Origin of the sequence: Kitasatospora sp. NPDC048715 (genome assembly GCF_043198905.1) — a bacterium.
In the GTDB taxonomy this organism is placed as follows: Bacteria; Actinomycetota; Actinomycetes; order Streptomycetales; family Streptomycetaceae; genus Kitasatospora; species Kitasatospora lactacystinica.
On the sequence record NZ_JBICVH010000018.1, the window covers coordinates 21,260 to 40,877 of the forward strand.

At 75.1% G+C, this 19,618-nt stretch carries 18 protein-coding genes and 1 riboswitch; of the genes, 9 read left to right on the top strand and 9 right to left on the bottom strand.

What is annotated here, in order from left to right; all coding sequences use genetic code 11:
* Position 1 precedes the first annotated feature (1 nt).
* On the top strand, positions 2-1,324 hold the full coding sequence (locus tag ACGFSC_RS30210) for a DUF58 domain-containing protein (protein WP_359912838.1): 1,323 nt from the start codon (positions 2-4) through the stop codon (positions 1,322-1,324).
* Positions 1,321-3,750 carry a DUF3488 and transglutaminase-like domain-containing protein gene (locus tag ACGFSC_RS30215; protein WP_359912841.1) on the top strand — a complete coding sequence of 810 codons (2,430 nt, stop codon included), beginning with the start codon at positions 1,321-1,323 and terminating at the stop codon, positions 3,748-3,750. The genes ACGFSC_RS30210 and ACGFSC_RS30215 overlap by 4 nt, the downstream gene beginning before the upstream one ends.
* 107 nt (positions 3,751-3,857) lie before the next feature.
* On the opposite strand, the gene ACGFSC_RS30220 is transcribed toward ACGFSC_RS30215, so the two are convergent.
* From ACGFSC_RS30220 to ACGFSC_RS30230, 3 genes are all read right to left on the bottom strand, one after another.
* Entirely contained in the window at positions 3,858-4,247 is a 390-nt protein-coding gene (locus tag ACGFSC_RS30220) for a DUF3040 domain-containing protein (RefSeq protein ID WP_049651927.1), read from the bottom strand.
* A gap of 498 nt (positions 4,248-4,745) precedes the next feature.
* Positions 4,746-5,498, bottom strand: a complete 753-nt coding sequence (locus ACGFSC_RS30225) for a methyltransferase domain-containing protein (RefSeq protein ID WP_359897125.1) — start codon at positions 5,496-5,498, stop codon at positions 4,746-4,748.
* A gap of 55 nt (positions 5,499-5,553) precedes the next feature.
* Positions 5,554-6,102 (bottom strand): SAV_6107 family HEPN domain-containing protein, encoded by a 549-nt coding sequence (locus ACGFSC_RS30230; RefSeq protein WP_380635781.1) that lies wholly within the window; start codon positions 6,100-6,102, stop codon positions 5,554-5,556.
* A 636-nt stretch (positions 6,103-6,738) separates the two neighbouring features.
* Here ACGFSC_RS30230 and ACGFSC_RS30235 point away from each other — a divergent pair.
* Both ACGFSC_RS30235 and ACGFSC_RS30240 read left to right on the top strand, forming a co-directional pair.
* Positions 6,739-7,347 carry a DUF4126 domain-containing protein gene (locus ACGFSC_RS30235; RefSeq protein WP_359897122.1) on the top strand — a complete coding sequence of 203 codons (609 nt, stop codon included), beginning with the start codon at positions 6,739-6,741 and terminating at the stop codon, positions 7,345-7,347.
* A gap of 22 nt (positions 7,348-7,369) precedes the next feature.
* The gene (locus ACGFSC_RS30240) at positions 7,370-8,887 is read left to right on the top strand and encodes an NAD(P)/FAD-dependent oxidoreductase (RefSeq protein WP_359897121.1); all 1,518 of its coding nucleotides are present in this window, start codon (positions 7,370-7,372) and stop codon (positions 8,885-8,887) included.
* A 49-nt stretch (positions 8,888-8,936) separates the two neighbouring features.
* Here the strand turns inward: ACGFSC_RS30240 and ACGFSC_RS30245 are convergent, their stop codons facing one another.
* Together ACGFSC_RS30245 and metF are read right to left on the bottom strand one after the other, a co-directional pair.
* Positions 8,937-9,815, bottom strand: a complete 879-nt coding sequence (locus tag ACGFSC_RS30245) for a hypothetical protein (protein ID WP_359897120.1) — start codon at positions 9,813-9,815, stop codon at positions 8,937-8,939.
* Positions 9,816-10,019: 204 nt separating this feature from the next.
* A complete protein-coding gene (metF, locus tag ACGFSC_RS30250) occupies positions 10,020-10,934 on the bottom strand; it encodes a methylenetetrahydrofolate reductase [NAD(P)H] (protein WP_359897118.1) in 915 nt (304 codons plus the stop codon).
* Between the two features lie 197 nt (positions 10,935-11,131).
* Between metF and ACGFSC_RS30255 the strand changes: the two genes are divergently transcribed.
* The gene (locus ACGFSC_RS30255) at positions 11,132-12,262 is read left to right on the top strand and encodes a polyprenyl synthetase family protein (RefSeq protein WP_359897116.1); all 1,131 of its coding nucleotides are present in this window, start codon (positions 11,132-11,134) and stop codon (positions 12,260-12,262) included.
* Between the two features lie 57 nt (positions 12,263-12,319).
* On the opposite strand, the gene thiE is transcribed toward ACGFSC_RS30255, so the two are convergent.
* The 3 genes from thiE to ACGFSC_RS30270 are packed head-to-tail and all read right to left on the bottom strand — an operon-like array spanning position 12,320 to position 14,589.
* On the bottom strand, positions 12,320-12,973 hold the full coding sequence (gene thiE / locus ACGFSC_RS30260; protein ID WP_359897114.1) for a thiamine phosphate synthase: 654 nt from the start codon (positions 12,971-12,973) through the stop codon (positions 12,320-12,322).
* The gene (locus ACGFSC_RS30265) at positions 12,973-13,338 is read right to left on the bottom strand and encodes an Rv2175c family DNA-binding protein (protein ID WP_189915099.1); all 366 of its coding nucleotides are present in this window, start codon (positions 13,336-13,338) and stop codon (positions 12,973-12,975) included. Before ACGFSC_RS30265 ends, thiE begins: the two co-directional genes overlap by 1 nt.
* A 42-nt stretch (positions 13,339-13,380) precedes the next feature.
* Positions 13,381-14,589, bottom strand: coding sequence for an FAD-dependent oxidoreductase (locus ACGFSC_RS30270; RefSeq protein ID WP_359897112.1), 1,209 nt, complete (start codon positions 14,587-14,589; stop codon positions 13,381-13,383).
* Positions 14,590-14,672: 83 nt separating this feature from the next.
* A riboswitch (TPP riboswitch) is annotated at positions 14,673-14,785 on the top strand.
* A gap of 3 nt (positions 14,786-14,788) precedes the next feature.
* On the opposite strand from ACGFSC_RS30270, the gene thiO reads away from it, so the two are divergent.
* The 4 genes from thiO (at position 14,789) to pknB (ending at position 18,869) form a co-directional block, all read left to right on the top strand.
* Positions 14,789-15,964 (top strand): glycine oxidase ThiO, encoded by a 1,176-nt coding sequence (gene thiO / locus ACGFSC_RS30275; RefSeq protein ID WP_359897111.1) that lies wholly within the window; start codon positions 14,789-14,791, stop codon positions 15,962-15,964.
* Positions 15,961-16,200: a sulfur carrier protein ThiS gene (thiS, locus tag ACGFSC_RS30280; RefSeq protein WP_359897109.1), complete on the top strand. Its 240-nt coding sequence runs from the start codon at positions 15,961-15,963 to the stop codon at positions 16,198-16,200. The genes thiO and thiS overlap by 4 nt, the downstream gene beginning before the upstream one ends.
* A gap of 3 nt (positions 16,201-16,203) precedes the next feature.
* Positions 16,204-17,001 carry a thiazole synthase gene (locus ACGFSC_RS30285; protein ID WP_049655375.1) on the top strand — a complete coding sequence of 266 codons (798 nt, stop codon included), beginning with the start codon at positions 16,204-16,206 and terminating at the stop codon, positions 16,999-17,001.
* Between the two features lie 86 nt (positions 17,002-17,087).
* A complete protein-coding gene (gene pknB / locus ACGFSC_RS30290; RefSeq protein ID WP_359897143.1) occupies positions 17,088-18,869 on the top strand; it encodes a Stk1 family PASTA domain-containing Ser/Thr kinase in 1,782 nt (593 codons plus the stop codon).
* Between the two features lie 34 nt (positions 18,870-18,903).
* Here the strand turns inward: pknB and ACGFSC_RS30295 are convergent, their stop codons facing one another.
* Complete coding sequence (locus ACGFSC_RS30295) at positions 18,904-19,533, bottom strand: sulfite oxidase-like oxidoreductase (RefSeq protein WP_359897107.1); 630 nt, start codon at positions 19,531-19,533, stop codon at positions 18,904-18,906.
* Positions 19,534-19,618 lie beyond the last annotated feature (85 nt).

The window sequence follows — 19,618 nt, forward strand, 5'->3', positions numbered from 1 at the left end:
GGTGACCCAGTCCGACTCCGCTTCGGGACTGCGGGCCGGGTTCCGCGGTCTCACCACCCGGGGGCGGTCCTTCCTCGCCGCCGGGGTCACCGCGGTGGTCTGTTCCTACCTGCTCGACCAGGACGCCCTGCTGCGCGTCGGCGTCCTGCTCGCCGCCCTGCCGCTGGTCGCCGTGGTGGTGGTCGCCAACACCCGCTACCGGGTGGCCAGCGGACGCCGGCTCAGCCCGCGCCGGGCCGTCGCCGGCCAGGAGGCCCGGGTCCACCTGCGGGTCGACAACGTCTCCCGGGTGCCCACCGGCGTGCTGCTGCTGGAGGACAAGGTCCCGTACGTGCTCGGGCCGCGCCCGCGCTTCGTGCTGGACCGGGTCGAGCCGCGCGGCCACCGCGAGGTCTCCTACCGGGTCCGCTCCGACCTGCGCGGCCGCTACCCGCTCGGGCCGCTCCAGCTGCGGCTGTCCGACCCGTTCGGGATGTGCGAGGTGACCCGCGCCTTCACCGCCTCCGACGTCCTCACCGTCGTCCCCCAGGTCCAGGCGCTGCCGTCGGTACGGCTCAGCGGCGAGTGGATCGGCCAGGGCGAGAGCCACAGCCGCACCCTGGCGCTGGCCGGCGACGACGACGTGATCCTGCGCGAGTACCGGCCCGGCGACGACCTGCGCCGGGTGCACTGGCGCTCCACCGCCCGGTACGGCGAGCTGATGGTGCGCCGCGAGGAGCAGCCCCGGCAGGCCCGGGCCACCGTCGTGCTGGACACCCGGGAGATCGCCCACCGGGGCAGCGGCCCCGCCTCCTCCTTCGAGTGGGCGGTCGGCTGCGCCGCCTCGGTCTGCGCGCACCTGCTGGAGCGCGGCTACCAGACCCGGCTGCTCACCGACACCGGGCTGTCCGTGCCCGCGCCCGGCGCGGGCGGCGGCCACGGCAGCGCCGCCACCTCCGGGCTGATCCTCGACGCCCTCGCCGTCGCCGACCTGTCCGACGGCGGCACCCTCTCCCGCGCCGAGGACCCGCTGCGTGCCGGCGGCGAGGGCCTGCTGGTCGCCGTCCTCGGCGACCTGGACGACGCCCAGGCCGCCCGGCTGGGCCGGCTGCGCAGCCGCGCCGGCGGGGCGATCGCCCTCCTGCTGGACACCGGCACCTGGGCCGGCCTGCGGATGCTCGCCCCGGACACCGGCGGCGACGACTTCCGCGCCCGGGTCCGGCAGCTGCGCGAGTCCGGGTGGACCGTGATCCCGGTGCGGGCCGGGGACTCCGTACCGGACCTGTGGCGGGCCGCCGACGGCAGCAGGACGACCGCCCCCTACCGAGAAGAGGCCGGCGCGTGACCACCCGGGCCAAACTGACCGCGTACTCGGCGCTGGCCACCGCCCTCGCCTCGCTGTGCATGATGCCGCTGCTCACCACCCGCAGCTGGTTCACCCACGCCGTCCTGGTGATCGCCGTGATCTCCGCGGTCGGCGCGGGCCTGCGCCGCTCCCCGCTGTACCGCTGGACGGTGCCGGTCGGGCAGCTGCTGGTGCTGCTCCTCCTGCTGCTGCTCGGCTTCGCGGGCGCCGGCGGGGTACTGCCCGGGCCGGCCACGATGCGGGTCCTGGACCAGGTCCTCACCTCCGGCCTGGACGACATACAGCAGTACGCCATCCCGGCTCCGCCCACCGCCGGACTGCGGCTGATCCTGGTCTCGGCGATCGGCCTGATCGCCGTCGCGGTGGACACCGTCGCGGTGACCTACCGGCGCTCGGCGCTGGCCGGGCTGCCGCTGCTGGCCCTGTACTCGGTCGGCAACGGCCTGGCCGGGGAGCACGGCAGCTGGGTCTGGTTCGCCGTCGCCGCGGCCGGCTACCTGCTGCTGCTGTTCGCCGAGGGCCAGGACCGGGTCTCCCGCTGGGGCCGGGTCTTCTACGGCGGCGCGCGCGGCTCGGTGGAGTCCGGCCGGGTCAGCCCGGGCGGCCGGCAGGTCGGCGTGCTGGCCCTGGCGGTGGCGCTGCTGCTGCCGGTGGTCCTGCCGCACTGGAGCTCCGGACTGCTGAACTCCGGCTCCGGCGGGTCGAAGGGCAAGGGCGTCGGCGGGAGCCTGTCGACCAGCCTCGACCCGCTGGTCAGCCTGGAGGCCGCGGTCACCAGGCCGACCGACGCGGAACTGCTCACCTACACCCTGGACGGCTCGCTGGCCGATCAGACCTATCTGCGGACCGGCTCGCTCGACCAGTTCGACGGCACCAACTGGAAGCTCGGCAGCACCACGGTCACCGACCTCCCGGCGACGCTGCCCACCCCCGAGGGCCTGCGCGACGCCCAGCTCCCCCGGATCGAGGGCGACTTCAAGATCGGCGACCGGCTGGAGGGCAGCTGGCTGCCGATGCCCTACCCGGCCGCCTCCGTCCAGGTCCCCAAGCCCGGCGACTGGAAGCTCGACCCGCTGACCCGCACCGTCCTGCCGGCCAACGACAAGGCGATCCGCAATCTGAGCTACCACGTCAGCGCGCTGGACCTGCGGCCCGGCGCCAACGACCTGCGCCTCGCGGCCACCGCGCCGCAGGACATCAGGGAGCACTACACCGCCGTCCCGGCCGACCTGCCGCCGGTCGTCGCCGAGAAGGCCAAGGCCGTCACCGCCGGCGCCCGGAACGACTACGACCGGGCGACAGCGCTGGTCAACTGGTTCACCGGACCGGACTTCACGTACGACACCGCGGTCAACGGCGGCACCGGCAGCGACGCCATCGCCGTCTTCCTGCGCGACCGCCGCGGCTTCTGCGTGCACTTCGCCTCCACCATGGCGGCGATGGCCCGGGTGCTGAAGATCCCGGCCCGGGTGGCCGTCGGCTTCACCCCCGGCGACAGCAAGGGCGGCGGCGTCTACTCGGTGACCGGCCGGATGTACCACGCCTGGCCCGAGCTGTACTTCTCCGGCTACGGCTGGCTGCGCTTCGAGCCGACCCCGAGCCGCGGCGTCCCGGCCCGCTACACCGAGGCGTCCAGCGCCCCGACCAGCGCGCCGACCCAGCAGGCGACCACCGCCCCGCAGAGTGCCTCGGCCGCCCCGGCGCCGACCTCCAGCTCGGACTGCACCCCGAAGCAGCGCCAGCTGGGCGAGTGCGACACCAAGGGCAAGGCCGTCGCCACGGCCGCCGAGGAGTCCTGGCTGCTCTCCCCACAGGTGCTCGGCACCCTGGCCGCGGTGCTCGTGCTGATCGCACTGCTGCTCGCCCCGATGCTCTGGCGCGCCGCCGTGCGCCGCCGCCGACTGGGCGGCGGGGGCCGGCGCGGGCCCGGCGGGAGCGGGCCGGCGGAGCTGACCGACGCCCAGGTGCTGGCCGCCTGGGACGAGCTGATCGACTCCGCCTGGGACCTCGGAATTCCCCCGGACGAGTCACGCACCCCGCGTTCGGCGGCCCGCCGGATCACCGAGAAGGCGCAGCTGGACGCGGACTCCTCGGCCGCCACCGGCCGGCTGGCGCTGGCCACCGAGCGGGTGCTCTACGCCCCGCCCGGGCGGCCCACCACGGAGCCGCTGGCCTCCGACGTCCGCACCGTCCGGCGCGGGCTGCGGGCGAGCGCCGGCCGGGCCGGGCGGACCAGGGCGCTGCTGCTGCCGCCGTCCTCGGCCCAGCTGTGGTGGCGGATCTCCGACGCGGTGCGGGCGGCCCGGGCGGCGGTCGGCAGCCGGGTCGGCCGGGCGGTCGAGGCGGTCCGCGCGCCGGTGCGGCGGGTCTTCACCCGGCGCAAGCGGTCCACGCCGGGATCGTGACGCCGGGGTCCTGATCCGGACACGAAGCCGGGGCGGGCAGTCGATCGACTGCCCGCCCCGGCTTCGTCTGTTTCGTACCCATCGGCTCCGGCCATCGGCCGGGCGGCTCAGAAGCCCCCGGTCTGCTCGTCCCGACGGCGCTGCCAGCGCTGCTCCACCCGGTCCATCATCCCGGCCTTGCGGCGCGGGGCGGCGGCCGGGCGGGCCCCGGTGCCCTGGCCCGCGGGCCCCCGGCGCCAGCCGGTCACGGCGAACACCGCACATCCGAGCATCACCAGGAAGCCCACGACGCTGACCCAGATCTGGTCCGGCACGACCATGCCGCCCATCAGCAGGCCGATGCCCACCACGAAGCCGGCGACGGCCAGGTAGACCCGCCGACGGGTGTAGGTGCGCAGCCCGGTTCCCTCAAGCGCAGACGCGAATTTGGGATCTTCGGCATACAGCGCTCGCTCCATCTGGTCGAGCAGTCGCTGCTCGTGCTCCGAGAGCGGCACGGAGTCCTCCTACTCGTCGGTCGCGCGTGCGACCGGTCCGCCCACCCCGGTCGGGGAGGCAAGTCCAATCAGCCTTGGGGCACACGGTCGGACGCCCGTGCGGGGGACCCGGCCCGTGTCGTCCATATGCCCCACGCGTCCGGCTGTCATGCTTTCCGGCTTTACCCAGATCATACGGTCCGTGGGCCCGTTACGGAGTGGTCTGCGCCGCGTGGGACGGGCCACTTCGAGCGGGGACGGCCGCATCGGAGTCAACGCGCCACGCCCCGGACAAGTGCCCGATCGGATGGAATCGTCCCGGACCTGGGCAGGTTTGCCACCGGGCGGCGCGGAGCGACCGGGGGCCGACCGGCGCACGGACGGGCTACGGGCGGGGAACCGCCAGGCCTCCGGGGCGCGAACCGCCGCCGTACGGTGTGCAAAAAAACCGTACGACGGTGGCAGGGTTCGTGAAGGGGCGCACGCGCCCCGAGAGGAGCGCGTGCCGGACGGAACGCCTCAGGCCAGGGTGGCCAGCAGGTGCAGCTGGGTCGCCACGGCGTGGAACGCGGGCTGCTCGGCGGCGGCCTCCTCCAGCTTCAGCAGCGCGTCCAGGGCACCCGGCTCGGCGTCCACCAGCACCCCGGGGACGAGGTCGGCGAAGACCCGTACGCCGTGCACCGACTCCACCCGCAGGCCGGCGGCCTCGGCCAGCCGGCCCAGCTCCTCGCCGGTGAAGCGGCGCGGCATCGGGTCCTGCGCGCCCCAGCGGCCGTCCGTGGCGGAGAGCACGGTGCGGGCCTCGTTGAAGTGGCCGGCCAGCGCGCGGGCCAGCACGGCGCCGTTGCGGTTGGCCGCCAGCAGGCTGACCACACCGCCCGCGCGCAGGGTGCCGGCCAGGCTGCCGAGCGCCTCGGCCGGGTCGTCCACGACCTCCAGCACGCCGTGGCAGAGCACCGCGTCCACGCTGCCGGGAGCGACCAGCTCGGGCAGGGTCTGGGTGTCGCCCTGGACAGCCCGCACCAGGTCCGTCACACCGGCCTCGGCGGCCCGGCGCTCCAGGGCGAACAGGGCGTCCGGGCTCGGGTCGACCACGGTGACGCGGTGGCCGAGCTTGGCGACCGGCACGGCGAAGTTCCCGGTGCCGCCGCCGGTGTCGACCACGTCGAGCACCGGCTGGTCCAGCTCGGCCGCCCGCTTCTCCAGGGCTGCCCGGACCACCTCCCACACCACGGCGGTACGCAGGGCACTGCGGGGACGCGTCGGGTACAAGGTGGGGCTCCTTGGCACGTGCAGTTCGATCAGGATGCCTCCACCTTAGAGCCTGTCAGGCCGGCGGCTCGTCGGCCTCCAGTGGCAGCCGGGGCGGCGGCGGCGCGGCGTGCAGGCCGAGCAGCCGCTCGACCAGGCGCAGGAAGAGGGCGGAGTTGCGGATCAGGTCGTCGGCGTCGCGGGCCGAGGCGGCGCCCCTGATCCCGGCCTCGGCGGCGGCCCGGCGGCGGGCGCCGGCGCCGTAGTAGAGCGCCCATTCGGCGAGTTCCGGGGCCACCTCGGGCAGCACCTCCCAGGCGCTGCGGATGGCCTTGCGGCGGCGCGGACTCTTCTCCGGGCGGCCGCGCACCGCCAGGACGGCCGCCACCGTGCGCAGCGCGGCCAGGTGGGCGGTGGCGTAGCGCTCCAGCGGGTCCTCAAGGGCGCGGGCCAGGACGAGGGTGCGGTGGGCGTCGGCGAGCAGGTCGAGGGCGGCCGGCGGCGCGGCGGTCCGGCGCAGCACGGGGTGGACGTCCGCTCCGGCGGGGCGTCGGGCGGACGGACCCGGGAGCTGTGGCAGGGCGGCGGAGTGGAGGCGGGCGGTGACGGGCTCAGGACGACTGATGGTCATGGTCTCCCCCGTTCCGAGGCAGCGCGCGGACCGGGTGGTCCGTGCCTTCCCATCGTGAACGGCACCACTGACAATCCGGCCCGGAAGGCCGCTCCTGCGGCGCGAAGGGGCCGTAAGGAGTCCGGAAAGGCCGTAGGGAGGCCGGAAACGGGGTAGCGGCGGCAGGCGCGGTCCTCCCCCGGTTCCGCGCCGCCGCCGTGTCGTCGCTCCGCCGGTCCACCCCCTGGCCGGCGGCGGCGAACTCCCCCTCGCGGCCGGTCTCCCCCCGGCCCGCTCCGCCGCCCCGTGTCGGCGGTGCGGGGACCACGACCAGCCCCGTGGCGGTCCGTCCGCCGCCTCCCCCGGCCTGAGCGGCCGGGAGACGGACGGATCCGCCGCCCGGGCGGGCCGGGCGCCCGACGCGCCGCCCTCCCGGGTGCCACCACTCTCCCGTCCGCGCAGGTCGTCGGCCATCCGCTGACGTACTCAACCGCGAATCTGAGTATCCGTACTCAGTCCGTCCCGGCCCGCCGTCCGCCGGAACCGCGGCGTGCGTCCACGGCGTCCCGGGTGCCGGTACGGTACGGCGGGGCCGGGCGGAACCGGCCCCGCCGGACGAGGAGCGGACGCGATGACGAGGAGGGGGACGCGATGACGGTCCTGCCACTGATCTTCACCAGCGGGCTGGCCAGCGGCATCAACGCCTACGCGGTGGTGCTGCTGCTCGGCCTGCTGGGCAGGTTCGGTGACGCGGACTCGGTGCCGCAGGCGCTGGAGCGCACGGACGTGCTGGTGGTGGCGGGCGTGCTGTTCGCGCTGGAGGCGGTGGCCGACAAGATCCCGTACGTGGACAGCGTCTGGGACGTCGTGCACACGGTGATCCGGCCGATCGCCGGTGCCACCGTCGGCGTGCTGATCGCGAGCAACGACCCCGGTTCGCTCAGCGAGGTCGCGGCCGGCGCGATGGGCGGCACCTCGGCGCTGGTCAGCCACCTGGTGAAGTCCTCGCTGCGGATGGCCGTCAACACCTCCCCGGAACCGGTCAGCAACATCGTGGTCAGCATGGCCGAGGACCTCTCGGTGGCCGGCCTGGTCACGCTGGCGATCTTCCACCCCTGGCTGGCCGCCTCGGTCGCCGCCGCGGTCCTGGTCGCCGGCCTGCTGCTGGTCCGGCTGGTGATCACGAAGATCCGCGCGTTCCGGGCCCGCCGCCGCGAACGCAGGACCGCCCGGGCGGCGGGCACTGCGGGCACGGCGTAAAGCTCGTCCTAGGATCGGGGCCATGGCAAAGATCGTCGTCATCGGCGCAGGAATGAGCGGGCTCGCGGCGGCCTCCCGGCTGGCGACCCTCGGCCACCGGGTGACGGTCTGCGAGGCGGGCGGCACGTACGGGGGCATGGTCGGGCGGTACGAGCGCGACGGCTTCGCCTTCGACACCGGCCCCGGCCTGCTCTCTCTCCCGGCCGTCTACCGCGACCTCGCGCTGAAGACCGGCAAGGAGCCGCTGGAGCAGCTGGTCGAGCTGGCCCCGGTCGACCCGGAGAGCCGGCACCTGTTCCCCGACGGCACCGCCGTCACCCTGCCCAACGCCTCCCGCGGCGGTGTCAGCCAGGCCCTGGACGCCGCCTTCGGCGCGGGCTCCGGCGCCCGCTGGAGCGAGGTGATGAACCACGGCCGGACGGTCTGGGAGGCCACCCGCCGCCCGCTGCTGGAGGAGGCGCTCCCGGCCGACCTCGGTGTCCTGTCCCCGGCCGGCCGGGCCCGGGTGGACACCGACCCGTACCCCGTAGCGCCGCGCACCGGCCTGGCCCGGCTGCGCCGCCCGCGGCCGTGGAGCCTCGCCGACGTGGCGCGGCGGCAGCTCGGCGGCCACCCCGGCCTGACCGCCCTGCTGGGCGAGCCCGCGCTGCGGTACGGCCTCCTGCCCGGGCAGGCCCCGGCGGGGGCCGCCGTGCTGCCGTACATGGAGCAGTCCTTCGGCGTCTGGTACGTCCGGGGCGGCCTGCGCGCGCTCGCGGACGCCGTGTACCGGCGCTGCGAGCTGCGCGGGGTCGAGTTCCGCTTCGACACCCCGGTCACCCGGGTGGTCGTGGAGAACGGCCGGGCGTGCGGGGTCGGGACGGCGGACGGCCGGATCGACGCGGACCTGGTGATCTCCGCGATGGACACCCGCGCGCTGTTCCGCCACGGCATCGCCGAGTGGCCGGGGGTGCCGGCCGAGGACTGGGAGCCGTTCGAGGTGCCCGGCCGGTTCAGCGTGCTGCTCGCCCTGCGCGGGCCCCGGCCCGAGGGCACCGCGCACCGGACGGTGGTCCACGCGGTGGACCCGGCCGCCGAGGAGAACGCCCTCACGCTGTCCGCGCCGCTGTGCGAGCGTCCCACCGTGCAGGTGCTCCGCCCGGACGACCCGGCGCTGCGCCCCGACGACGCCCACGAGAGCGTGGTGCTGACCGCGACCGTCCCGGCCCAGGAGGAGGACGTCGACTGGACCGCCCCCGGTGTCGCCGACCGCTACGCCGACCAGTTGCTCGCCCACGTCGACGCGGCCGGCCTGGGACTGCGCGAGCGGGTGCTGTGGCGGGTCGTGCGCACCCCGGAGGACACCCGCCGGGAGACCGGCGCGCTGTTCGGCTCGGTCGCCCGCCCGGTGCTCGCGGGTTCGTACGCGGGGCTGCACGCCGCCAATGAGTCGCCCGTCCCGGGCCTCTACCTGGTCGGCGGCAACGCCCACCCCGGTGGCGGCCTCGCCCGCGTCGGCATGTCGGCCTGCATCACTGCCGGGCTGATCGGCCCGGCGTAGGGCCCGGCGGCCCGGCCCGGTCGGCCTCGGCTGCCGGGCCCCTGCCGGGTCAGCCCTGGTGCCAGGTGTTCTGCTGCTGCTGGTAGCCGTAGTTCTGGTCGTACGCCGGCTGCTGCGGGATGCCCTGGACCTGCGGGTCGGGCTGCGGCTGCCACTGCTGCTGGGGCTGGGCGTTCGGGTCCCAGGTCTGCTGGTGCTGCGGCTGCTGGTAGCCCGCGTACGGGTCCTGCTGCTGGTCCTGCTGCTGCGGGTAGCCGCCGTACGGGTCCTGCTGCTGGGGGTAGCCGCCGTAGGACTGCTGCTGCTCGTAGGCGTAGGCGGGCTGCTGCTGGGTCTGCCACTGCTGCTGGTCGTAGCCGGACTGGTAGGCGGCGGCGTACGGGTCCTGGTGCTGCTGCTGGACCTGCGGCTGCTGCTGCTCGTAGTACCCGGGGGCGTAGACGCCGTCCTGGGCGAGTTCCTGCATCTCGAAGGCGGCGGTCTGCTCGACCGCGGGCACCTCGTCGGGCACCTCGACGGGGACCGGCGCGGAGGCCCGGGTCTCCTCGACGGCGCTGACCTCGCCGACCCGCTTCCTGGCGACGGCGACGGCCGCCACCGCGGCGGCGCCGCCGGTCAGGGCGCCCAGCAGCGGCACCTTGGCGAGCGGGCCGGGCAGGCTGCCGTCGGCCTTCCGCAGGGACCAGCCGGCCTGGTGGCCGCGCTTGACCGCGAGGGTGACGAAGGTCTGGCCGACCGCGAACAGCGCGGCGCCGGCCCCGATCACCACGACCGAGCCGAGGACCATCCCGGCGGCCACGCCCAGGAAGCCGGCCAGGGCCAGGGCCCGCCAGTGCAGCGGCGCCCGGTTCTGCAGCAGCACCTCGGCGACCAACCAGAGCGCCACCACCGCCAACGCGGCGTACAGCAGCAGGTATCCGATGCCCATCCGCCCGCTACCTCCAGTCGCGTACCCGCGCTCGTGCGCCGCGCGTGTGCGGCGACTGTACCGGTTCAACGGCCGGGGTACCGCATCGCGTTCCCACCGCCCCGGACGGCGGCCGCACACGACCGAGCCCGTCACCGTCGGTGCGGTGACGGGCTCGTGAACACCCGGCGTCGGCGCTGCGCGGGCGCGGGCCCGGCCCGCCGGTCAGCGCTGGTGCAGCCCCAGGTTCTGGTAGATCTCCAGCGTCGCCGTCGAGTGGTTCAGCGTGATGAAGTGCAGACCGGGCGCGCCCTCGGCGAGGAGGCGCTCGGCCATCGCCGTGGCGTGCTCCATGCCGATGGCCCGCAGCGCCGCCGGGTCGTCGATGGCCGCCCGCAGGCGGGCCTCCAGGTCGGCGGGGAAGGCCGAGCCGCTGAGCTGGGGGAAGCGCTCCAGCTGCTTGGCGTTGGTGACCGGCATGATCTCCGGGATGATCGGCGTCTCGCAGCCGGCGGCCGTGACCCGGTCGCGCAGCCGCAGGTAGTCGTCCACCTCGAAGAACATCTGGGTGATCGCGTAGTCGGCCCCGGAGCGGATCTTCGCCACGAAGTGCCGGATGTCCTCGTCCCAGTCGGTCGAGCGCGGGTGCATGTTCGGCGAGGCCGCGACGCCGACGCAGAAGTCGCCGATGCCCTTGATCAGCTCCACCAGCTCGTACGCGTAGGTGACGCCCTCGGGGTGGCTGACCCACTCGCCCATCGGGTCGCCGGGCGGGTCGCCCCGGACCGCCAGGACGTTCCGCACGCCCTGGTCGGCGTACTGGCCGATGATGTTGCGCAGTTCCGCGATCGAGTGGTCCACCGCGGTGAGGTGGGCGACCGGGGTCAGGGTGGTCTCGGTCGCGATCCGGCCGACCATGTTGACGGTGCGCTCGCGCGAGGAGCCGCCGGCGCCGTAGGTCATACAGACGAAGTTCGGGTCGAGCGGTTCGAGCCGACGGATGGCGTCCCAGAGTTTCTGCTCGCCGACCTCGGTGCGCGGCGGCATGAATTCGAAGGAGAAGGAGCGCTTTCCGGCCGCCAGGAGGTCGCGCACCGTCAGTGCGCGATCCGTTCTCGTGGAAGCGATACCGAGTGCCATGCTGGCAGGCTATCCGGCGTTCGAAGGGGCCGGACAACCGTATTCCACCTATTGAGACAAGAGATGGAAGAGGTTCCGGTTCACCCCGGCCCCGTCCCGCGGCGCCTCCTCCGGGCCCCCCGCGGGGCCGCTCGCACACCCGTTCCCAGCCGCACCGTTACGCTTGCTGCACCCCAGAGAACCAGCGGAGCCCCATCGTGACCTCGTCCAGCACCCGGCCGGCCAACCCCAGTGCGGCCAACCCCATTGACGTGGAGGACGTCCGCACCCGCGTCAACGCGGCGCTCGCCGCGTTCATGGACGGCCAGTCCGTGCTGCTCGACAAGATCTCGCCCCGGCTGGCCCCCGCCGCCGACGCGCTGCGCGACTTCCTGCTGGACGGCGGCAAGCGCCTGCGCCCGGCCTTCTGCTACTGGGGCTGGCGCGGCGCCGGCGGCCCGGCCGGGGGCGCCACCGGTGAGGCGATCGCCAACGCGGCCGCCGCCCTGGAGCTGCTCCAGGCGAGCGCCCTGGTGCACGACGACCTGATGGACCGCAGCGACACCCGCCGCGGCCTGCCCTCGGTCCACCGCCGCTTCGAGGCGCTGCACCGGGACAGCGGCTGGCGCGGCGACCGCGAGCAGTACGGCACCTCGGCCGCGGTTCTGCTCGGCGACCTGCTGCTGATCTGGTGCGACGAGCTGTTCCTGCGCTCCGGCCTGGAGCCGGCCGCCGTCCTCGCCGCCAAGCCGGTGTTCGACCTGATGCGCACCGAGGTCATGCTCGGCCAGTACCTGGACGTCCTGGAGCCGGTGGCCGGCGACTCGACCGACGAGGGCGCGCTGGACCGGGCGCGGACGGTGCTGCACTACAAGTCCGCGAAGTACACCATCGAGCGGCCGCTGCAGGTGGGTGCGCTGCTGGCCGGCGCCGGGCCGGAACTGGTCGAGGCCTACGGGGCGTTCGGGCTGCCGCTGGGCGAGGCCTTCCAGCTGCGCGACGACCTGCTCGGCGTCTTCGGGGACCCGGCCGTCACCGGCAAGCCGGCCGGGGACGACCTGCGCGAGGGCAAGCGCACCCTGCTGGTCGCGCACGCGATGCGGGGCCTGCCGGCCGCCGACGCCCGGCACCTGGACGAGCGGCTCGGCGCGCCGGACCTGGCGGCCCCGGAGGTCGCCGAGCTGCGCGCGCTGGTCGCCCGCAGCGGCGCGCCCGAGCTGGTGGAGCACCGGATCGAGGAGCTGATGCGGCAGTCGCTGGCCGCGCTGGAGGCCGCTCCGCTCGCCGACGACCGGGCCCGTACGGTGCTGCTGGCCCTGGCCGAGGCCGCCACCGTCCGCAAGTACTGACGGACGGCGACGGCCCCGGGGGCCTGCGGGCCCCCGGATCCCGCTGATCCGGGCCGGTCAGAGCGCGGCGCGCACCCGGCGGGACAGCTCGGCGGCGGCCGCCCGCGGATCCGCCGCGGCGGTGACGGCCCGCACCACGACGATCCTGCGGGCACCGGCGGCCAGCACCTCGTCCAGGTTGCCGAGGTCGATCCCGCCGATCGCGAACCACGGCCGGTCGGTGTCCTGCTTCGCCGCGTACGAGACCAGGCCGAGGCCCGGGGCCGGGCGGCCCGGCTTGGTCGGGGTCGGCCAGACCGGGCCGGTGCAGAAGTAGTCCGTACCGGGTTCGGCGATCGCCGCGTCCACCTCGGACTCGGCGTGGCAGGAACGGCCGATCAGCACGTCCTCGCCGAGGATCGCCCGGGCGGCCTGCACCGGCAGGTCGTCCTGGCCGAGGTGCAGCACGTCCGGCCGGGCCGCGTGGGCGACGTCGGCGCGGTCGTTGACGGCCAGCAGCTTGCCGTGCCGGCGGCAGGCGTCGGCGAAGACCTCCAGGGCCTCCAGCTCCTGCTTGGCCTCCAGGCCCTTGTCCCGCAGCTGGACGATGTCCACCCCGCCCGCCAGCGCCGCGTCCAGGAACTCGGCGAGGTCGCCCTGCTCCCGGCGGGCGTCGGTGCACAGGTAGAGCCGGGCGTCGGCCAGCCGGGTACGCAGCGTGTCCGCCGCCATCAGATCAGCATCGCCTGGGCGCGGCGCTTCACCTCGGTGCCGCGGTTCTCCCGGAGCGCCTGGATCGGGCTGCCGGGCAGCGACGGGTCCTCGGTGAAGAGCCACTCCAGGATCTCCACGTCGTTGTACCCGCAGTCCCGCAGGACGGTCAGGGTGCCGGACAGGTGCTTGACCAGGCCCGGGCCGTCGATGAACGCCGCCGGGACCTGCAGCGACTTGTTCGGCCCGCGCCGGACGGCGATCAGGCCGCCGTTCTTGACCAGGTCACGCACCTCGGTGACCCGGACCCCCCACTGCTCCGAGATGTCGGGCAGGTACATCCAGTCGGTGACCAGGGCTTCAATCTTGCTTTCGATCTCACTCACGCCACCAGACTGCCACCTCCGCGGCCCACCGCGCACCAGGCACTACCCCGCGACGGCCGACTTCAGCGGCACCGCCGGGTCGCCCGCCCGGGCCGGATCCAGGGCCGTACCGCGCTCGATCAGCCTCCGCCCCTGGGTGAGGTCGCGCGGCCGGTCCACGGCCAGCAGCGCGCTCGGCACGCCGTCGCGCAGCCAGAGCACCGACCAGTCGCCGTCCCGCGGGGAGCCGCGCCACAGCAGCTCGTCGCCCTCGGCGTGCCGGCCGGCGTACTGGACCATCCGGCCGAACTGCTCGGACCAGAAGTACGGCACCGGGTCGTAGGCCGGCGCGTCCGCGCCCAGGACGGCTGCGGCCACCGCCTCGCCGGACTGCAGGGCGTGGTCCCAGTGCTGGACGGCCAGCCGGGCCCCGGCCCGGGCCGAGGGGTAGCTGACGCAGTCGCCGGCCGCGAACACGCCGGGCACCGAGGTGCGCAGCCGCCCGTCCACCACGACGGCGCCGGCCGCGTCCAGCTCGACCCCGGTTCCGGCCAGCCAGCCGGTCGCGGGGCGGGCCCCGATGCCGACCACCACCTCGTCGGCGGGCAGGTGCGAGCCGTCCGCCAGCAGCACCGCGCCGGGCTCGACGGCGGCCACGCCGACCCCGCAGCGCAGGTCGACCCCGGCCCCGGCGTACCAGGCGGCCATCGCCGAGCCGACCTCGGTCGGCAGCGCGCCGGGCAGCGGCGCCGGGCCGGCCTCGACCACGGTCACCTCGCAGCCCGCCGCGCGGGCCGCGGTGGACACCTCGGCGCCGATCCAGCCCGCGCCGACCAGCACCAGCCGCAGCCCGGGGCGCAGCAGCGCGCGCAGCGCCAGGGCGTCGTCCAGGGTGTGCAGCAGGTGCGCGCGCTCGGCCCCGGGCAGGGCCCGCGGAACGGCGCCGGTGGCGATCACCAGCGAGCCGTACGGGAGGTCGCCGCCGTCGGTGTGCAGCACGCCGGGGGTCAGGCCGGTGGCCCGGCGGCCGGTGAGCAGCTCGATGCCGAGCTGCCCGTAGTCGATGTCCAGGGCGGTGGAGTCGGCCTTGCCGAGCAGCACGTCCTTGGAGAGCGGCGGCCGGTCGTACGGCGCGTGCGGCTCCTCGCCGACCAGCACGATCGGCCCCTGCCGGCCGCCCTGCCGCAGCTTGAGGGCGCACTGCGCCCCGGCCAGCCCGGCTCCGACGACGACCACCTGATCCGTTCCGCTCAGCTCTGCCACGCCCGTCACTGTACTCAGCGCGACGCGGCGGCCTGCGGGCCGTCCGCCCGCTGTACGGGCCTTCGGCCGGGCCGACCCCCGGCGTTAAGGTGGGGGCACCACACGGGAGCCCGGCGCACCGGGCTGAGAGGCGGGCTGGCACGGCCTGCGACCGTCCGAACCTGATCCGGGTCATACCGGCGAAGGGAGAAGAGCAGCTTTGTCACGCTTGCCATCAGGCGCCCACGCCGACGTGCTGGTGATCGGCGGGGGCGTCATCGGCCTCGCCGTCGCCTGGCGCGCCGCGCAGCGCGGGCTGCGGAACGTGATCGTGGTCGACCCCTCCCCCGGCGGCGGGGCCGCCGGGGTCGCGGCCGGGATGCTCGCCCCGGTCACCGAGCTGCAGTACGGCGAGGAGCCGCTGCTGCGCCTCGGGATGGCCTCGAACGAGCGGTACGCGGCCTTCGCCGCCGAGCTCTCCGAGGCGAGCGGCGGCCGGGACACCGGCTACCGCCGCTGCGGCACCGTCGCCGTGGCGCTGGACTCCGACGACCGCGAGGAACTGCGCGAGCTGCACGCCTTCCACCAGCGGCTCGGCCTGGACTCGACCTGGCTGACCGGCCGGGAGGCCCGCAGGCTGGAGCCGATGCTCGCCCCCGGCGTGCGCGGCGGCCTGCACGTCGCGGACGACCACCAGGTGGACCCCCGGCGCCTGCTCACCGCCCTGGCCGCCGCCTGCGAGAACGCGGACGTCCTGCTGCACCGCGCCGAGGCCGTCGAGCTGCTGGTCGAGGACGGCCGCGCGACCGGCGCCCGGCTCTCGACCGGGGAACGGGTGGGCGCCGGGCAGGTCGTCCTCGCCGCCGGCCCGCACAGCCACCGGCTGCCCGGCCTGCCCGACGGTGTGCTGCCCGCGATCCGCCCGGTGAAGGGGCAGGTGCTGCGGCTGCACGTCCCGGACGCCTACCGCCCGTTCCTGTCCCGCAACGTCCGCGCCGTCGTCCGCGGCCGGCACCTGTACCTGGTGCCCCGGGAGAACGGCGAGCTGGTGGTCGGCGCGACCACCGAGGAGCAGGGCTACGACACCACCGTCACCGCCGGCGGGGTGTACGAACTCCTGCGCGACGCGCACGAGTTGGTCCCGGGAATCACCGAACTCCCGCTGCTGGAGACCTCCGCCGGGCTGCGCCCCGGCTCGCCGGACAACGCCCCGCTGCTCGGCCCGACGTCACTGCCCGGGCTGGTCGCCGCCACCGGCCACTACCGCAACGGCGTGCTGCTCACCCCGGTGACCGCCGACCTGCTCTCCGAGTACCTGGCCACCGGTGAAGTCCCCGAAACGGCAAGGCCGTTCACGCCCCTGCGCTTCTCCCCCGAACCCCCCGCTGCGAAGGCCTCCGCATGACCGACATCGCCCCGAACGAGATCACCCCGAACGAGATCGCCCTGACCGTCAACGGCGAGCCCCGCCGGGTGTCCGCCACGACCACCCTCGCCGAGGTGGTGGCCGCCGTCAGCGCCGCCAACACCGGTGTCGCCGCCGCGCTCAACGAGGCCGTGGTGCCACGCGGTTCGTGGCCCGGGACGGCGCTGGCCGGCGGCGACCGGATCGAGATCCTCACCGCCGTGCAGGGAGGCTGAACCATGGCCGACGACCTTCTGACCATCGCCGGGACGGCCTTCTCCTCCCGGCTGATCATGGGCACCGGGGGCGCCCCCAGCCTGGAGGTCCTGGAGCGCGCGCTGCTCGCCTCCGGCACCGAGCTGACCACCGTCGCCATGCGCCGGGTCGACGCCACCACCCAGGGCTCCGTGCTCGACGTACTGACCCGCAACGGCATCCGGGTGCTGCCCAACACGGCCGGCTGCTTCACCGCCGGCGAGGCCGTGCTGACCGCCCGACTGGCCCGCGAGGCGCTCGGCACCGACTGGGTCAAGCTGGAGGTGATCGCCGACGAGCGCACCCTGCTGCCCGACCCGATCGAGCTGCTGGACGCCGCCGAGACGCTGGTCGACGACGGCTTCACCGTCCTGCCGTACACCAACGACGACCCGGTGCTGGCCCGCAAGCTGGAGGACGTCGGCTGCGCGGCCATCATGCCGCTGGGCTCGCCGATCGGTTCGGGCCTGGGCATCCGCAACCCGCACAACTTCCAGCTGATCGTGGAGGGTGCGGGCGTCCCGGTGATCCTGGACGCGGGCGCCGGCACCGCCTCCGACGTGGCGCTGGCGATGGAGCTGGGCTGCGCCGCGGTGATGCTCGCCTCCGCGGTGACCAGGGCTCAGGACCCGGTGCTGATGGCCGAGGCGATGCGGCACGCCGCCGAGGCGGGCCGGCTCGCCCACCGGGCCGGCCGGATCCCGCGCCGCTTCCACGCCGAGGCCTCCTCCGCGATGGCCGGCCGGGCCGACCTGGACACCCGCGAGCACCCCGCGTTCTGAACCGTCGCGCATGTCACAAGCCGGTCCCGGAGGCGGTGTCCTCCGGGACCGGCCGTCCCGGGCGGCTCTAGACTCTCCGAGTGGACATGGCACTGCACGACCCCTTGATCGGCGCCCTGCTCGACAACCGGTACCGGGTCGAGCAGCGCGTCGCGACCGGCGGGATGTCCACCGTCTACAAGGGCACCGACACCCGTCTGGACCGCGTGGTCGCACTCAAGGTGATGCACCCTTCGCTGGCCGGCGACGAGGGGTTCACCGCCCGCTTCATCCGCGAGGCCAAGGCCGTCGCCAAGCTCACCCACCCCAACGTGGTCACCGTCTTCGACCAGGGCGCGGACGGCGGTCACGTCTTCCTCGCCATGGAGTACGTACCCGGCCGCACCCTGCGCGACCTGCTGCGCGACCGCGGCGCGCTGTCCGTCCGGGCCGCTCTGGACGTGCTGGAGCCGGTGCTGGCCGCGCTCGGCGCCGCCCACCGGGCCGGGCTGGTCCACCGCGACGTCAAGCCCGAGAACGTGCTGATCACCGACGGCGGCCTGGTCAAGGTCGCCGACTTCGGCCTGGTCCGGGTGCTCGGCACCGCCGACGGCGCGCCCACCTCGACCACCACCGCCACCGGCGGCACGGTCATGGGCACCGTCTCCTACCTGGCCCCCGAGCAGATCCTCCCGGACGCCCCGACCGACCAGCGGGTGGACGTCTACGCGGCCGGCATCCTGCTGTACGAGATGCTCACCGGCCGCCGCCCGCACACCGGCGACAATCCCGTCCAGGTCATGTACAAGCACCTGCACGAGGACGTCCCGGCCCCCTCGCTGGTCGCCCCCGCCGTCGGCCCCGAACTGGACGCGATAGTGGCCGGCGCCTGCGCCCGGTCCGCCGACGCCCGCCCGTACGACGCGGTCGAGCTGCTCGCCGCCCTCCAGCGGGTGCGCCGCACCCTCACCCCGGCCGAGCTGGACGCCGAGCCGCCGGCCTCCACCCGGCCCGGCCCGCGCTACCCGACCACCGAGCCGACCTCGGTGGTCCAGCCGCTGCCGCGGCCCGCCGACGCCCCGCCGACCGAGCGCACCAGCGTGCTGGACATGCCGCCGGAGCTGATGGACGAGCTGCTCGCCGAGCCCCGCCCGTACGACGAGCCGACCCCGGTGCAGCGGCGCCGGCCGGCCACGCCGCGCCGCCGTCTCCCCCGCGGGCCGCTGATCTGGACGGCCGCGGTGGCCGCCCTGGTCCTGGCGATCGGCGGCGCCACCTACGGGATCTCCGAGGGGCTGTACGGCGCGGTGCCGGGCGTGCTCGGCAAGGACCGGGCCGAGGCGCAGCGGGTCCTGGACAAGGAGGGCCTGCACGGCAGGTTCGTCGAGGTGTTCAGCGAGTCCGTGCCGTCCGGGCAGGTGATCTCCGTGGATCCCGGGGTGGGGGCGCGCACCCGCAAGAGCGACAGCGTCACCGTCACCGTCTCCAGGGGCCCCAAGCGGATCGCGGTGCCGGACCTCGCCGGCAAGAGCTCCGCCGACGCCGCCTCGGCCCTGGCCGGCGCCCAGCTGACCAGGGGCGGTGTGACCGAGACCTACGACGACACCGTGCCCGAGGGCTCGGTGATCAGCAGCTCGCCGGCGGCCGGGCAGCTGCTGCAGGAGAACTCCGCGGTCTCGCTGGTGGTCAGCAAGGGCATGGTGCCGGTCCCGAACGTCACGGGGATGGGCAAGGACGAGGCGCAGAAGGCGCTCCAGGCGGCGGGCTTCACCATGCAGACCAGCGGCTGGGACGTGTTCGGCGCGGTCACCTCCTCCGGCCAGAGCCCGGCGGCGGGCGAGCGGCGCCCGCAGCGCAGCGTGGTGACGGTCAAGTTCTCGCTGTTCTAGGCCGCGTCCGGCCCGCTCGGCCGCCGCGAGGGGTTCAGCGCAGCGGCCCGTCGCCGGGCTCCTCCTGGTAGGAGTAGCGCTGCTCGCGCCAGGGGTCGGCGAGGTTGTGGTAGCCGCGCTCCTCCCAGAAGCCGCGCCGGTCGGCCCGCATGTACTCCACCGCGCGCACCCACTTGGGGCCCTTCCAGGCGTACAGCCGCGGCACCACCAGCCGCACCGGGAAGCCGTGCTCGGCGGTGAGCGCCTCGCCGTTGCGGTGGGTGGCGAGCAGGGTGCGGGGGTCGGCGAAGTCGGCCAGCCGCAGGTTGGCGCTGTAGCCGTACTCGGCCCAGACCATGACGTGGGTGACGCCCGGTGCCGGGGGCACCAGGTCGAGCACGGCGGCGGCCGACACGCCCGTCCATTCGTTGCCGAGCACCGAGAACTTGGTCACGCAGTGCATGTCCCCGACGACGGTGGTGCGCGGGAGGGCGCAGAAGGCCTCGAAGTCCCAGCTGTGCTTCTCCGCCGAGGCGGTGGCGCCGAACACCTGGAGGTCCCAGGTCAGCGGCTTGAAGCGGGGCACCGGCCCGTAGTGCAGGGCGGGCCAGCCGCGCTGCGCGCGCTGGCCCGGGGGGAGCCTCGGGTCAGACGGCGGAAGCGGTTCGTGTTTCGACTGACCCATGGATCCATGGTGACAGACGGCGGACGAGCCTCGGCGCGCGCCCCTTTGCGCGGATTCGCGCCCCGGCCCGTACGGAGCAACGGTC

What these genes read in the sequence shown, in the direction of transcription:
- ACGFSC_RS30235 (WP_359897122.1), top strand. Translation starts at nt 6,739, where the DNA reads ATGACGGTCCTGCCACTGATCTTCACCAGCGGGCTGGCCAGCGGCATC.
- ACGFSC_RS30240 (WP_359897121.1), top strand. Translation starts at nt 7,370, where the DNA reads ATGGCAAAGATCGTCGTCATCGGCGCAGGAATGAGCGGGCTCGCGGCG.
- ACGFSC_RS30245 (WP_359897120.1), bottom strand. Translation starts at nt 9,815, where the DNA reads ATGGGCATCGGATACCTGCTGCTGTACGCCGCGTTGGCGGTGGTGGCG.
- metF (WP_359897118.1), bottom strand. Translation starts at nt 10,934, where the DNA reads ATGGCACTCGGTATCGCTTCCACGAGAACGGATCGCGCACTGACGGTG.
- thiE (WP_359897114.1), bottom strand. Translation starts at nt 12,973, where the DNA reads ATGGCGGCGGACACGCTGCGTACCCGGCTGGCCGACGCCCGGCTCTAC.
- thiS (WP_359897109.1), top strand. Translation starts at nt 15,961, where the DNA reads ATGACCGACATCGCCCCGAACGAGATCACCCCGAACGAGATCGCCCTG.
- ACGFSC_RS30285 (WP_049655375.1), top strand. Translation starts at nt 16,204, where the DNA reads ATGGCCGACGACCTTCTGACCATCGCCGGGACGGCCTTCTCCTCCCGG.
- pknB (WP_359897143.1), top strand. Translation starts at nt 17,088, where the DNA reads ATGGCACTGCACGACCCCTTGATCGGCGCCCTGCTCGACAACCGGTAC.
- ACGFSC_RS30295 (WP_359897107.1), bottom strand. Translation starts at nt 19,533, where the DNA reads ATGGGTCAGTCGAAACACGAACCGCTTCCGCCGTCTGACCCGAGGCTC.